This is a genomic window from Streptomyces sp. NPDC057486, from assembly GCF_042802415.1.
Lineage (GTDB): Bacteria > Actinomycetota > Actinomycetes > Streptomycetales > Streptomycetaceae > Streptomyces > Streptomyces yanii.
The window spans coordinates 41,845-55,378 of record NZ_JBHVEE010000037.1 but is presented as its reverse complement, the minus strand read 5'-3'; the positions used below and the strand labels follow the sequence as shown (position 1 = coordinate 55,378).

General features: G+C 70.4%; 9 protein-coding genes and 1 pseudogene. 6 read left to right on the top strand and 4 right to left on the bottom strand.

All coding sequences use genetic code 11. The features are described from left to right. Window positions 1-13: 13 nt before the first annotated feature. Complete coding sequence (locus ACFU6I_RS19240; protein WP_384367915.1) at window positions 14-2,527, bottom strand: DEAD/DEAH box helicase; 2,514 nt, start codon at window positions 2,525-2,527, stop codon at window positions 14-16. A 138-nt stretch (window positions 2,528-2,665) separates the two neighbouring features. Between ACFU6I_RS19240 and ACFU6I_RS19235 the strand changes: the two genes are divergently transcribed. Then, on the top strand, window positions 2,666-3,457 hold the full coding sequence (locus ACFU6I_RS19235; RefSeq protein WP_384367912.1) for a metal-dependent hydrolase: 792 nt from the start codon (window positions 2,666-2,668) through the stop codon (window positions 3,455-3,457). A gap of 24 nt (window positions 3,458-3,481) precedes the next feature. Here ACFU6I_RS19235 and ACFU6I_RS19230 read toward each other — a convergent pair whose 3' ends face one another. Then, window positions 3,482-4,540 (bottom strand): LacI family DNA-binding transcriptional regulator, encoded by a 1,059-nt coding sequence (locus tag ACFU6I_RS19230; RefSeq protein ID WP_384367908.1) that lies wholly within the window; start codon window positions 4,538-4,540, stop codon window positions 3,482-3,484. Window positions 4,541-4,657: 117 nt separating this feature from the next. On the opposite strand from ACFU6I_RS19230, the gene ACFU6I_RS19225 reads away from it, so the two are divergent. The 5 genes and pseudogenes from ACFU6I_RS19225 to ACFU6I_RS19205 all read left to right on the top strand — a co-directional run bounded on the left by ACFU6I_RS19225 (window position 4,658) and on the right by ACFU6I_RS19205 (window position 9,555). Beyond that, window positions 4,658-5,953, top strand: a complete 1,296-nt coding sequence (locus tag ACFU6I_RS19225; protein WP_384367905.1) for an ABC transporter substrate-binding protein — start codon at window positions 4,658-4,660, stop codon at window positions 5,951-5,953. Beyond that, complete coding sequence (locus ACFU6I_RS19220) at window positions 5,950-6,858, top strand: carbohydrate ABC transporter permease (protein WP_384367902.1); 909 nt, start codon at window positions 5,950-5,952, stop codon at window positions 6,856-6,858. The genes ACFU6I_RS19225 and ACFU6I_RS19220 overlap by 4 nt, the downstream gene beginning before the upstream one ends. Before the next feature lie 4 nt (window positions 6,859-6,862). Next, the gene (locus ACFU6I_RS19215) at window positions 6,863-7,729 is read left to right on the top strand and encodes a carbohydrate ABC transporter permease (protein WP_384367899.1); all 867 of its coding nucleotides are present in this window, start codon (window positions 6,863-6,865) and stop codon (window positions 7,727-7,729) included. 35 nt (window positions 7,730-7,764) lie between these two features. Beyond that, entirely contained in the window at window positions 7,765-8,646 is an 882-nt protein-coding gene (locus ACFU6I_RS19210) for a nucleoside hydrolase (RefSeq protein ID WP_384367896.1), read from the top strand. A 376-nt stretch (window positions 8,647-9,022) separates the two neighbouring features. After that, a pseudogene (locus ACFU6I_RS19205) lies at window positions 9,023-9,555 on the top strand (HAD domain-containing protein). Between the two features lie 21 nt (window positions 9,556-9,576). Here the strand turns inward: ACFU6I_RS19205 and ACFU6I_RS19200 are convergent. Then, window positions 9,577-11,358, bottom strand: a complete 1,782-nt coding sequence (locus tag ACFU6I_RS19200) for an ABC transporter ATP-binding protein (protein ID WP_384367893.1) — start codon at window positions 11,356-11,358, stop codon at window positions 9,577-9,579. Next, the gene (locus tag ACFU6I_RS19195) at window positions 11,355-13,238 is read right to left on the bottom strand and encodes an ABC transporter transmembrane domain-containing protein (protein WP_384367890.1); all 1,884 of its coding nucleotides are present in this window, start codon (window positions 13,236-13,238) and stop codon (window positions 11,355-11,357) included. Before ACFU6I_RS19195 ends, ACFU6I_RS19200 begins: the two co-directional genes overlap by 4 nt. Window positions 13,239-13,534: the final 296 nt, after the last annotated feature.

The window sequence follows — 13,534 nt, the reverse complement described above, 5'->3', positions numbered from 1 at the left end:
GCGGCGGTCACGCTCACAGCTGGCCGACCGAGGTGACGCGGACGACCGCCCGGCCCTCTTCGTCGGAGGCCGCCAGATCGACCTCCGCGCTGATGCCCCAGTCGTGGTCGCCGTTCGGGTCGGCGAACGTCTGCCGCACCCGCCACAGGCCGTGCGCGGCGTCCTCGTCGATCTTCAGCAGCTTCGGACCGCGGGCGTCCGGGCCGGTGCCCAGATCCTCGTACTCGTCCCAGTACGCGTCCATGGCCTCGCCCCACGCGTCCTCGTCCCAGCCCGCCTCGCCGTCCAGCTCACCGAGCTCGGCGACCTTGTCCAGCGCGGCCAGCTCCACCCGGCGGAACATCGCGTTGCGGACCAGCACCCGGAAGGCGCGGGCGTTGGCGGTGACCGGCTTGACCTCGTCGGCCCGCTCCTGCGCCTGCTCGGCCGTCTCCACCGCAGGGTTGGCGAGCTGCTCCCACTCGTCGAGAAGACTGGAGTCCACCTGACGGACCATCTCGCCGAGCCAGGCGGTCAGATCCTCCAGGTCCTCGGACTTCAGGTCGTCCGGGATGGTGTGCTCGAGCGCCTTGTACGCGCCCGCCAGATACCGCAGCACGATGCCCTCGGTGCGGGCCAGCTCGTAGTTGGAGGTGAACTCCGTGAAGGTCATGGCCCGTTCGTACATGTCCCGGATCACGGACTTCGGCGAGACGGGGTGGTCGCCCACCCACGGGTGGCTCTTGCGGTACACGTCGTACGCATGCCAGAGCAGCTCGCTCAGGGGCTTCGGGTACGTGACGTCCTGGAGCCGCTCCATCCGCTCCTCGTACTCGACACCGTCCGCCTTCATCTGGCCGACCGCTTCGCCGCGCGCCTTGTTCTGCTGGGCGGCGAGGATCTGCCGCGGGTCGTCGAGCGTCGACTCGACGACGGAGACCATGTCCAGGGCGTACGACGGCGATTCGGCGTCCAGCAGGTCGAAGGAGGCCAGCGCGAACGTGGACAGCGGCTGATTGAGCGCGAAGTCCTGCTGGAGATCGACGGTGAGCCGCACGATGCGGCCCTCCGCGTCCGGCTCGGCGAGCTGTTCCACGACGCCGCCGTCCAGCAGCGAGCGGTAGATCGCGATGGCCCGGCGGATGTGGCGCAGCTGCGCCCTGCGCGGCTCGTGGTTGTCCTCCAGCAGATGCCGCATCGCCGCGAAGGCGTTGCCGGGACGCGCGATCACTGAAAGCAACATCGTGTGCGTGACCCGGAAGCGGGAGGTCAGCGGTTCCGGCTCGGACTGGATCAGCTTGTCGAACGTGGACTCCGACCAGGCGACGAAGCCCTCGGGGGCCTTCTTGCGGACCACCTTGCGCTTCTTCTTCGGGTCGTCGCCCGCCTTCTTGACGGCCTTCTCGTTCTCGATGACATGCTCGGGCGCCTGCGCGACGACGAAGCCCGCCGTGTCGAAGCCGGCCCGGCCCGCGCGGCCGGCGATCTGGTGGAACTCACGGGCGCGCAGCGTACGGACCCGGGTGCCGTCGTACTTGGTGAGCGCCGTGAACAGCACCGTACGGATGGGGACGTTGACGCCGACGCCGAGTGTGTCCGTACCGCAGATCACCTTCAGCAGACCCGCCTGGGCGAGCTTCTCCACCAGGCGGCGGTACTTCGGGAGCATGCCCGCGTGATGCACCCCGATGCCGTGACGCACATAGCGGGAGAGGTTCTGGCCGAACTTCGTGGTGAAGCGGAAGTTGCCGATCAGATCGGCGATCTTCTCCTTCTCCTCCTTGGTGCACATGTTGATGCTCATCAGCGACTGCGCCCGCTCGACGGCCGCGGCCTGCGTGAAGTGCACGATGTAGACCGGCGACTGCCGGGTGTCCAGGAGTTCGGTGAGCGTCTCGGTGATCGGGGTCAGCCGGTACTCGTAGCTGAGCGGGACCGGCCGGGTCGCCGAGCGCACCACGGAGGTGGGACGGCCGGTGCGCCGGGTCAGGTCCTCCTCGAACATCCTGACGTCACCGAGCGTCGCCGACATCAGGATGAACTGGGCCTGCGGCAGCTCCAGGAGCGGGATCTGCCAGGCCCAGCCGCGGTCCGGTTCCGCATAGAAGTGGAACTCGTCCATCACGACCTGGCCGATGTCGGCGTACTTCCCGTCGCGCAGTGCGATGGAGGCCAGCACCTCGGCGGTGCAGCAGATCACCGGGGCGTCCGCGTTGACGGAGGCATCGCCCGTGAGCATGCCGACATTCTCCGTACCGAACAGCTTGCACAGATCGAAGAACTTCTCCGAGACCAGCGCCTTGATCGGGGCGGTGTAGAAGGTGACCTTGTCCTGGGCCAGAGCTGTGAAGTGTGCACCCGCCGCGACCAGGCTCTTTCCGGAACCCGTGGGGGTGGAAAGGATCACATTCGCCCCGGAGACAACCTCGATCAGCGCCTCCTCCTGAGCAGGGTAGAGGGTGATGCCCTGGGTCTCGGTCCATGACGAGAAGGCCTCGAAGAGGGCGTCCGGGTCGTCGGTCGGGGGCAGCTGATCGATAAGGGTCACGCCCCCATCTTGCCTGCCTTCTGCCCGGATGCGGGAACCGGACGACCGTACGAAGATCACGGACGGTACGCTGCCCACTCAACTCGGCCGCATCGCAACGTCGATGGCGGCCGGACAAACTTTGGGGGCGGAAGAACCATGATGGGACCGGCACACTCGCTGTCCGGGGCGGCGGCCTGGCTGGGGGTGGGCGCGGCGGCGACAGCCGCGGGCCATACGATGCCGTGGCCCGTCCTGGTCGTCGGCGCACTGATCACCGCGGGCGCCGCGCTCGCCCCGGACCTCGACCACAAGTCCGCGACCATCTCGCGCGCCTTCGGACCGGTCTCCCGCACACTGTGCGAGATCGTCGACAAGCTCTCGCACGCCGTCTACAAGGCGACCCGGGGTTCCGGCGACCCGCGCCGCAACGGCGGTCACCGGACTCTGACACACACCTGGCTCTGGGCGGTGCTGATCGGTGCCGGGGCCTCCGCCGCGGCGATCACCGGCGGCCGGTGGGCCGTCCTGGCCATTCTCTTCGTCCACCTCGTGCTCGCCGTCGAAGGACTGCTGTGGCGGGCCGCCCGGATGTCCAGTGACGTCCTGGTGTGGCTGCTCGGCGCGACCAGCGCCTGGCTACTGGCCGACGTCCTCGACAAGCCGGGCAACGGCTCGGACTGGCTCTTCAGCGCCCCCGGCCAGGAGTACCTCTGGCTCGGGCTGCCGATCGTCCTCGGTGCCCTCGTCCATGACATCGGCGACGCGCTGACCGTCTCCGGCTGCCCGATCCTGTGGCCGATCCCGCTGGGCCGCAAGCGCTGGTACCCGATCGGGCCGCCGAAGGGCATGCGGTTCCGCGCCGGAAGCTGGGTGGAGCTGAAGGTGCTGATGCCCGCGTTCATGGTGCTCGGGGGAGTGGGCGGGGCGGCCGCCCTCAACTTCATCTGAGCACCCCACCCGGCCGCCGGGGGATCAGGCCGATTCGCGCGGCACCAGACGGTGCGCGAGGACGATCTCCCGGGCCGGGCCCGAGCCCTCGCCCTCCAGCCGGTCCAGCAGCAGCTGCGCCGCCGAACGCCCGATCTCCCGGGCCGGGTTGAGCACAGTGGTCAGCGCGGGCGAGACCAGTGACGCCGCCTCGATGTCGTCGTACCCGGTGATCGCCACCCGGTCCGGCACCCGCAGCCCGGCCGCCCGTGCGGTGTCCAGCGCGCCGATCGCGATCAGATCGTTGGCGCACACCACGGCGTCCGGCGGCTCCGTGGCGTTCAGTACCGCCGTCGCCCCGGCCCGTCCGCCCTCGCGGGTGAAGCTGGTCCAGGCGACCAGCTCCTGGTGCACCGGCAGCCCGGCCGCCTCCAGAGCCTTCCGGTAGCCGGCGAATCGCTCTTCGCCCGGCTCCACCCCCGGCGCGCCCCCGATGTAGGCGATCCGCCGGTAGCCGCGCCCCACCAGATGGCTGACCAGGTCGTACATGCCCTCCGTCTCGGCGGCCCGCACCACATCGCCGAACCCGGGCGCCAGAGGCCCGCCGAGACGTACGAGCTTGGATCCCGAGGCCGTGATCCGGTCCAGATCCTGCTGCGTGGCGCCGTACCTGCCGACCACGATGCCGTCGATACGGCGCGCCACCAGCTGCCGGATCACTTCGGGCAGGTGCGGGCCGTCCATCGGCGCCTCGCAGACCACGGTGAGGTACTCGTGGGCCAGCGCGATCTCCTGCATGCCCGCCGCGATGGCGGTGTTGAACGGGTTGGTGATGTCCGGGACGACCAGGCCCAGGGTGCGGGTGCGTTGCGTACGCAGTCCGCGCGCCGAGGGATCCGCCTGGTAGCCGAGCCGCTGTATGACGTCCTCGACCCGGGCGCGGGTGGAGGCCGAGACCGGGCGGCGGCCGCTCAGCACATGGGAGACCGTGGTGACGCTGACGCCCGCTTCGGATGCCACATCCACGATCTTGATCCGGCCGGCGCCGTGCACCATCAGCCTCCCGTTGTTGTCCAGGGCTGTTGTCCTGGTGTTCGAGGTCACTCTATCCAATGTGCAAAACGTTTTGTATGGTGCTTCCGATCGTGCCGCACGGAGGCCGAGCCAGGTTATGCAAAACGATTTGGAGAACGCGATGTCCATCGCAGGCAGGAGAGCCGCATGACGAGCTCTCCCAGCCGCAGAACCGTGCTCGGGGCCGCCCTCGGCGTGGCCTCGGCGGCGGCCCTGGCCGGCTGCTCGGGCGGCCGACCGGCGGACGGCAGAACAGCGGTGCGGTTCCTCGGCCCGGAGATCCCCGAGACGTTCCGGGCGGTCATCCGCGGCTTCGAACGCGCCAACCCCGGTATACGGATCGACTACACGCCGGTCCCGCCCGACCAGCTCGGCGACGTCCTGCAACTGCGGCTCTCCGCGAAGGACAGCGCGATCGACGTGTACGCGGTCGACCAGCCGCGCGTCCCGGCGCTGACCGCCCGCGGCTTCCTCACCGACCTGAACCGGATCGCGGACCGCACCAGGGCCGCCGTCACCCCCGAGCAGTACGCCGTCAGCTCCTGGGACGGCACACTCCGCTCGCTGCCGATCTGGACGTCGACCCAGTACCTCTTCTACAACGCGGACCTGCTGGCCAAGGCCGGGGTGGCACTCCCCGGCGCGGCACCGGCCGACCGCTGGAGCTGGGAGCGGACCAAGGCCGCGGGACGCCGGGCGATGGACCGGGCCGGAGCCGACTACGCGCTGCTGCTGGAGCAGACGGACCTCTACTACGGGCTGCAGCCGCTCATCGAGTCCCTCCACGGCGGATCAGGCATCACCGGAAAGGACATGCTCACGCCCGCTGTCACCACCCAGGGCTGGATCGACGCGCTGGACTGGTACCGCACGCTCTTCGCCGACGGCTCGTCGCCCCGCGGCATCCCGTCCTACCAGCTCTCCTCCCTCTTCACCTCGGGCCGCGTGCCGTTCTTCGTCGGCGGCCCGTGGAACCTCGGTGCCTTCGCCGGACTCAAGGACTTCACCTGGGGCACGGCCCCGCAGCCGAAGTTCGCCCACGGCCGCGCCGTCACCCCCACCGACTCCTGGTCCTGGGGCGTCAACCCGTACGCCGAACACCCCGAAGCGGGCCTGCGATTCATGGAGTACGCCGCACTGACCACCGAGGGCAGCCTCTCCACCGTCGAGGCGTCCCCGCTCATCCCGTCGAACCGCAAGGCCTTCGACCGATACGCGGCGGACCTGGCGGACAAGGCGACGAAGAGCACCGCAGGGGTCGCCACGATCATGCGGTACGAACTCGCTCACACCGCCGTCAGCCGGCCACGCAGCATCGGTTACACGCAGTTCGAGACCGTCATGGGCTCCGCCTTCTCCGACATCCGCAACGGTTCCGCCGTGGAACCCCGGCTGGCGAAGGCCTCCGGTGAACTGGTGCGTACCTGGGAGCGCCTGCGATGACCACCTCACCACCCCGCACCCCGCCGCGGCCCGCACGCCGCCGCGCATCGCAGGGCCGCACCGCCCTGTACTTCCTGGCACCCGCGCTGGTCGCCCTTGTGGTGCTGCGTCTGCTGCCCGCCGCGATGGCCCTGGTCAGCAGCGCGCGCCACCACAGCCTCGTCGACGGCACCACCACGTTCGTCGGCCTCGGCAACTACACGGACCTCTTCTCGGACTCCCAGTTCTGGCAGAGCGTCCGGGTCACGCTGCTGTTCAGCCTGGTCATCAACCCGCTCCAGGTGCTGATCGCGCTCGGCCTCGCCGTACTTCTCAACCGCAGGTTCGCGGGCGTCCGCTTCTGGCGCTCGCTGGTCTTCGCACCCATCGCCGTGCCGCCCGCCGTGTCCGCCGTCATCTGGGGCATCCTCTACCGCCCCGAGGGACCGCTCAACGCGATCCTCGGCGCCCTGGGGATCCCGCCGCAGCCCTTCCTCACCAGCTCCGAGCAGGCGCTCTTCGCACTCATCGTGCTGATGTCCTGGGTCGGCGTCGGCTACTGGATGATGTTCCTGATCGCCGGACTCCAGGACATTCCGCAGGAGTGCTACGACGCGGCCGCCGTCGACGGCGCCTCCGCCTGGCAGCGCTTCTTCCATGTCACGCTGCCGCTGCTGCGCCGCCCGCTCGCCTTTGTGCTGGTCGCCGACACCGTCGCCAACTTCCTGGTGTTCGCACCCGTGCAGCTGCTCACCCGCGGCGGACCCGACGGCTCCACCAATCTCATGATGTACGACGTGTTCCGCCGCGCCTACAGCGTCGGCGACATCAACTTCGCCCAGGCCGAAGTGGTGGTGCTCGTCGCCATCACGCTCGCCGTCGTCGTCGTCCAGTTCCGGATGATGCAGGGCAAGGGCGAGGAGTGACCCAGTGAAGACCACGAACGCGCCGGCGTCCTCGGCCCCGCGCCGCCTCTCCGTTCTGCGGCACATGCCGCTCGTCACCGCAGTCGTCATGGGCGTGCTGTTCGCACTGCCCCTGCTGTGGGTGCTCGCCGGCTCGCTGCGCCCCGGTGACAAGGTGCTCGCCGGGCTCGACCGGGTGTCCTGGCACAGCCTGGTCCCGACCGATGCCACGCTGCACAACTATGTGACCCTGTTCCAGGGCGACTTCGGCCGGGCGGTACTCAACTCCATCGGCGTCGCTGCCGCCACCGTCCTGCTCGGCCTGGTGCTCTCCGCGATGGCGGCCTTCGCCCTCTCGGTCTTCCGGTTCCGCGGGCGCGGGCTCGTCTTCGCCGTGATCCTGCTCAGCTTCATGATCCCGTTCGACGCGATCGCGATCCCGCTGTCCGACATCTTCCGGGACTGGGGACTGCAGAACACGTACGCCGGTCTGATCCTGCCCGGCATAGGCAACGGCCTGGCGATCTTCCTGCTGCGCCAGTTCTTCCTCGCCATCCCGCGCGAACTCGTCGAGGCCGCACGGATGGACGGGCTCAGCTGGTGGGGCGTCTTCACGAAGATCTACGTACCCCTGTCGCGGCCCGCCCTGATCGGCGCCGGATTGACCCTGTTCACCTTCCAGTGGCAGTCCTACATGTGGCCGCTGCTCGTCGGCACCGAACCGGACAAGCAGCTCGGCCCGATCGCCCTCGGCACCCTGCAGGGACAGATGGTCGTCGACTACGGCCAGGTGTTCGCCGCCGCCGTCGTCCTGACCGTCATCCCGCTCCTCGTACTGCTGCGCCTGCAGCGGTACTTCACGCAGTCCATCGCGGGCAGCGGCCTGAAGTGACCATCGAACCACCCCCCAACGACCCCAGGAGCAAAGTGAACCAGCCCACGGCAGACGTCCTCCTCGACACCGACATCGGCAGCGACGTCGACGACGCCCTCGCCCTCGGTGTGCTGCTCGGCTCGCCCGAGGCACACATCGCCGGGATCACCACCGTCTACGGCGACACCCTGCTCAGGGCCCGCCTCGCCCACCGGCTCGGCGCCCTCGCCGGACGCGACCTCACCGTCGTGCCCGGAGCCACCGAGACCCTCTCCGGCAAGGACGTCTGGTGGGCCGGACACGAGGGACGGGCCTTCCCCGACCTGGAGACCGAACCGGTACGCGACGACATCGCCGCCGACCGCTTCCTGGTCGACACCGTGCTTGCCGAGCCCGGCGCGAGCGATGTCATCGCCATCGCCCCGCTCACCAACATCGCCCGCGCGATCCGCCTCGACGACCGCTTCGCCCCGGGGGTACGCACCCTCTACCTGATGGGCGGAGATTTCGGTCCGCGCGCCAAGGCCGAGCACAACATCGTCAGCGACATCACCGCTGCCCGCATCGTCTTCGGCTCGGCCGCGCGCATCGTGGTCACCGGGCTGGACATCACCACCCGGCTGCGCATCGAGCGGGACGGCGTCGAGACGATCCGGGCGGCCGGCCCGTACGGGGAGGCGCTCGCCCGCGAGATCGACGGATGGACCGGCTTCACCGGCGAATCGTGGAGCGTGCCGCACGACCCGATCACGGCGCTGTCCCTGCTCCGCCCCGACCTCTACACCACCGAACGCGGCACGGTCGAGGTCACCGACGAAGGGCTGACCCTGTTCACGTCCGACCCGGAGGGCAATGTGGACCTCGTCGTCGACGCCGATGTGCAGGCGATCGCCGAGCAGATCGTCGCCCGGATCGTACGGGCCCAGGGCCTCTGAGAGGGGCGTCATGTCCACCCGACCGGCCTCCACCGGTGCCGTCGTGGGCGACCGGGCCGACGCGGACCTCATGGCCGCGTCGCACGCCGCCCCACCACCGGGGAGACCGTGCTCGGGGGCGACCTGACGGTCCATCCGGGCGGCAAGGGTGCCAACCGGGCCGTCACCGCCTCCCCGCCCGGAGCGACGACCGGGTCACCGCGGTGCGGTACCCGGTCAGGGACCGCGCTGCCGCCGTGCGGGGCGCAGGTGCGCAGCTCGCAACCCCACGGAAGGGGACCTGGCGGGACAGTGGCCACGACGGTGCCCGTGGTGGAAGGCGATCCACCACGGGCGCCCTCGTCGCGTCCGCCCGGAGAGCGGGTACCGTGCAGCCGTGACCGGTTCCGCGCAGCGCCCGCTTCTCTTCCTCGACGTCGACGGGCCGCTCATTCCGTTCGGGGCGACGCCGCAACAGCGCCCGGACGGGTATCCGACGTACCGCACGGAGGCCACACCCGGGCCGGCCGAGTCGAATCCCCTTCTGAGCAGGATCGACCCCGCGCTCGGGCCCCGGCTGACGGCTCTGGGCTGCGATCTCGTCTGGGCCACGACCTGGTTGGACGAGGCCAACGAGTGCATCGCTCCGTGGCTCGGCCTGCCGGAGCTGCCCGTGGTGGCCTGGCCGGATCCGGCGTACGAGGACGAACTCGACCGGCGGGACGGGCTGCACTGGAAGACGCGCCCCTCGTTGACCACGCGGCAGGGCGCCCCTTCGTCTGGGTCGACGACGAGATCACCGGCACCGACCGGTCCTGGGTGGCCGCACATCACCCGGGGCCGGCCCTCCTCCACCGCGTCGACGCCGCCCAGGGGCTCACCGACGCGGACTTCGCCGCTCTCGACGCGTGGCTGCGCGCGAACCGGTGACGGTCCGCGCGCCACCTCCGCTCACCCGTGCCAGGACCGCCACAGCGCCGCATACGCGCCGTCCGCCGCAACCAGCTCGTCATGGCTGCCCAGTTCGCTGATCCTGCCGCTCTCGACCACCGCGATCACATCCGCGTCATGCGCGGTGTGCAGCCGGTGCGCGATCGCCACGACCGTACGGCCGTCGAGCACCCGCGCCAGCGAGCGCTCCAGATGGCGGGCCGCCCGCGGGTCCAGCAGCGAGGTCGCCTCGTCCAGCACCAGAGTGTGCGGATCGGCCAGCACCAGCCGGGCCAGGGCGATCTGCTGCGCCTGCGCCGGGGTCAGCGCCAGACCGCCCGAACCGACCTCGGTGTCCAGACCCTCGCCCAGCGCCTTCGCCCATCCGTCCGCGTCGACCGCGGCGAGCGACGCCCACAGCTCCGCGTCCTGCGCGCCTTCCCGGGCCAGCAGCAGGTTGTCGCGGAGCGAACCGACGAACACATGGTGCTCCTGGTTGACCAGCGCCACATGCGTACGCACCTGCTCCGCCGTCATCTGCGACAACTGCGCACCGCCCAGGGTGACTTCACCGCTGCGCGGTGCGTAGATCCCGGCCAGCAGCCGGCCGAGCGTGGACTTGCCCGCACCGGACGGGCCGACCAGCGCGAGGCGCGTGCCCGGGGCGACGTCGAGGGACACCTTGTGCAGCACGTCGACCCCGGCGCGGTAGCCGAAGTGCACACCGTCCGCCCGGACGTCCCGGCCGTCCGGGGCGACCTCCGCGTCGCCCGCGTCCGGTTCGATGTCCCGCACGCCGACCAGCCGGGCCAGGGACACCTGTGCGACCTGCAACTCGTCGTACCAGCGCAGGATCAGACCGATCGGGTCGACCATCATCTGCGCCAGCAGCGCACCCGTCGTCAGCTGTCCGACAGTGAGCCATCCCTCGATGACGAACCAGCCGCCGAGCATCAGCACTGCGCCGAGGATCGTCACGTACGTGACATTGATGACGGGGAAGAGCACCGAACGCAGGAACAGCGTGTACCGCTCCCAGGCCGTCCACTCCTTGATCCGCCGGTCCGACAACGCCACCCGGCGCGCGCCGAGACGGTGCGCCTCCACCGTCCGTCCGGCGTCCACGGTCTCCGCCAGCATCGCGGCGACCGCCGCGTACCCGGCTGCCTCCGAGCGGTACGCGGACGGCGCCCGACGGAAGTACCAGCGACAGCCGAGGATCAGCACCGGCAGGGCGATCAGTACGGAGAGTGCCAGCGGGGGAGCGGTCACGGTGAGCGCACCGAGCAGCAGCCCCGCCCACACCACACCGATCGCCAACTGCGGCACGGCCTCCCGCATCGCGTTGGCCAGCCGGTCGATGTCGGTGGTGATCCTGGAGAGCAGATCACCGGTCCCGGCCCGCTCCAGCACGCCCGGCGGCAGCCCGACCGACCGCACGAGGAAGTCCTCGCGCAGATCGGCCAGCATCTCCTCGCCGAGCATCGCGCTGCGCAGCCGCATCATCCGGGTGAACACGGTCTGTACGAGCAGTGCGAGCCCGAACACCGCGGCGGTGCGCTCCAGATGGAGGTCGGCGACCCCGTTCGACAGGTCCTCGACCAGCCCGCCCAGCAGATACGGCCCGACGATCGAGGCGATCACCGCGACGGCGTTGACCGAGATGAGTACGGTGAACGGCTTGCGGTGGCGCCGCATCAGGTCCCGTACATAGCTGCGTACGGTGGTGGGGGTGCCGACCGGCAGCGTCGTCGCCGACTCCGGGGCGGCCGGGTCGTACGTCGGTTGTGCGACGCCGATCATGCCCTCTCCTCGATTCCTTCGATCTCTTCGATCGCCTTGATCCCGCTGACTTCGCCGATCCCGTCGATCTCGTCCGATGCGGTCGGTGCCGCGATCTCGTCGTCGGTCTCCCGGGTGACGACAGCCCGGTATCGCGGTTCGGTGTGCAGCAGTTCGCGGTGCGTACCGACCGCTGTCACGGTCCCCCGGTGCACCAGCACCACCCGGTCCGCGAGGTCCAGCAGCAGCGGCGACGAGGCGAACGCGACGGTCGTACGACCCTGGCGCAGCGCCTTGATACCGGCGGCGACCCGGGCCTCGGTGTGCGAGTCGACGGCGGACGTCGGCTCGTCGAGAACCAGTGCCTCCGGATCGGTGACCAGGGAGCGGGCCAGGGCCAGCCGCTGCCGCTGGCCGCCGGAGAGCGACCGGCCGCGCTCGGTGATCCTGGTCGTCATCGGATCGCCGTCCCTGGTCACCGAGGCCTGTGCCAGCGCGTCGAGCACGTCACCGCACTGGGCGGCGGCAAGCGCCTCCTCAGCGGTCACCTGGCCGGACGACGGTACGTCCAGGAGCTCCCGGAGCGTCCCGGAGAGCAGCACCGGGTCCTTGTCCTGGACCAGCACCGCGGTCCTGGCGGACGCCAGCGACAGCTCGTCCAGCGGGACGCCGCCGAGCAGGACGGACGGGTTCTTCTCCGGCGACGGCGAGCCCTCGGGAGCGTCGTCCGTCGTGTCCTGCTCCGCGGCCGGCTCGGCGTGCCCACCGAGCCGTTCGGCCAGTCGGCCGGCCTCGTCCGGGTCGCCGCAGACCACCGCGGTGAACCTGCCCGCGGGGGCCATCAGCCCTGTGACCGGGTCGTACAGATCACCGGAAGGCACCACATCGACGGTCGACGGCTCGACGGTGCGGTGCAACGACAGCACCCGCACGGCCCGTTTGGCGGACGGCCGCGAGAAGGAGTACGCCATCGCGATCTCCTCGAAGTGCCGCAACGGGAACAGCATCAGCGTCGCCGCGCTGTACACCGTGACCAGCTGACCGACCTCGATCCGGCCCTCGCGGGCCAGTGTCGCTCCGTACACGACCAGCGAGATGAGCAGCACGCCCGGCAGCAGCACCTGGATCGCCGAGATCAGTGACCACATCTGCGCGCTGCGGACGGCCGCCCTGCGGACCTCCTGCGAGGCACGCCGGTAGCGGCCGAGGAACAGCTCCTCGCCGCCGATCCCGCGCAGCACCCGCAGACCGGCCACGGTGTCCGACGCGAGTTCGGTGGCCTTTCCGGCCTTCTCACGCTGAAGATCCGCGCGCCGGGTGGCGCGAGGGAGCAGCGGCAGCACGGCCAGTGCCAGGAGCGGCATGGCGAGTGCCACCAGTGCTCCCAGCGACGGCAGATAGACGACGAGTCCGACACAGATCAGCACGAGAGCGGCGGCGGCAGCGGCGAAGCGGGAGAGTGCTTCGACGAACCAGCCGATCTTCTCGACGTCGCCGGTGGACACCGCGACGACCTCGCCCGCGGCGACCCGGCGGGTCAGCGCGGACCCGAGTTCCGCGGTCTTGCGGGCCAGTAGCTGCTGGACACGGGCCGCGGCGGTGATCCAGTTGGTGACGGCGGTCCGGTGGAGCATGGTGTCGCCGACCGCGATCAGCACACCGAGGACGGCGATCAGCCCGCCGGCCAGGGCGAGCCGACTGCCGGAACGGTCGACGACGGCCTGCACGGCGAAGCCGACGGCCAGTGGCAGCCCGGCGACGGAGCACTGGTGCAGCAGGCCCCAGGACAGGGACTTGAGCTGTCCGCGGATCTGGTTGCGGCCGAGCCAGAGCAGGAAGCGTGGGCCTGACCGGACATCGGGATCGCCAGGATCCGGGTAGGGGAGATCGCGAATGTGCATGACGTCCCATGGTTCTGAGGATCGGTTTTCGTTCGGTGACTGACTCAAACCGTGCAAGGTTCACCCGGGGGCCCCGGTCGAAGCAAAGGGTTTTCTCCACGGAATGCGTATTTCGCGCCAAGGTCACCGAGCGGGCCGTGGGAGGTCGCACTGCGGGGCCCGGCCGCACAGGCCGGGCCCCGCGGCGTCGGGGCGGGCCGCCGGGCGGCGCGGGGGGGGGCCCCGGGCCGGCGGGGGGGGGGGGCCTGGGGGGGGCGGGGGGGGGGGGGGGGGGGGGGCGAAGGTGACCCGATGGC

Bases quoted from the DNA above. Each gene is read 5' to 3' on its own strand.
- ACFU6I_RS19235 (WP_384367912.1), top strand. From the start codon at position 2,666: ATGATGGGACCGGCACACTCGCTGTCCGGGGCGGCGGCCTGGCTGGGG.
- ACFU6I_RS19225 (WP_384367905.1), top strand. From the start codon at position 4,658: ATGACGAGCTCTCCCAGCCGCAGAACCGTGCTCGGGGCCGCCCTCGGC.
- ACFU6I_RS19220 (WP_384367902.1), top strand. From the start codon at position 5,950: ATGACCACCTCACCACCCCGCACCCCGCCGCGGCCCGCACGCCGCCGC.
- ACFU6I_RS19200 (WP_384367893.1), bottom strand. From the start codon at position 11,358: ATGATCGGCGTCGCACAACCGACGTACGACCCGGCCGCCCCGGAGTCG.
- ACFU6I_RS19195 (WP_384367890.1), bottom strand. From the start codon at position 13,238: ATGCACATTCGCGATCTCCCCTACCCGGATCCTGGCGATCCCGATGTC.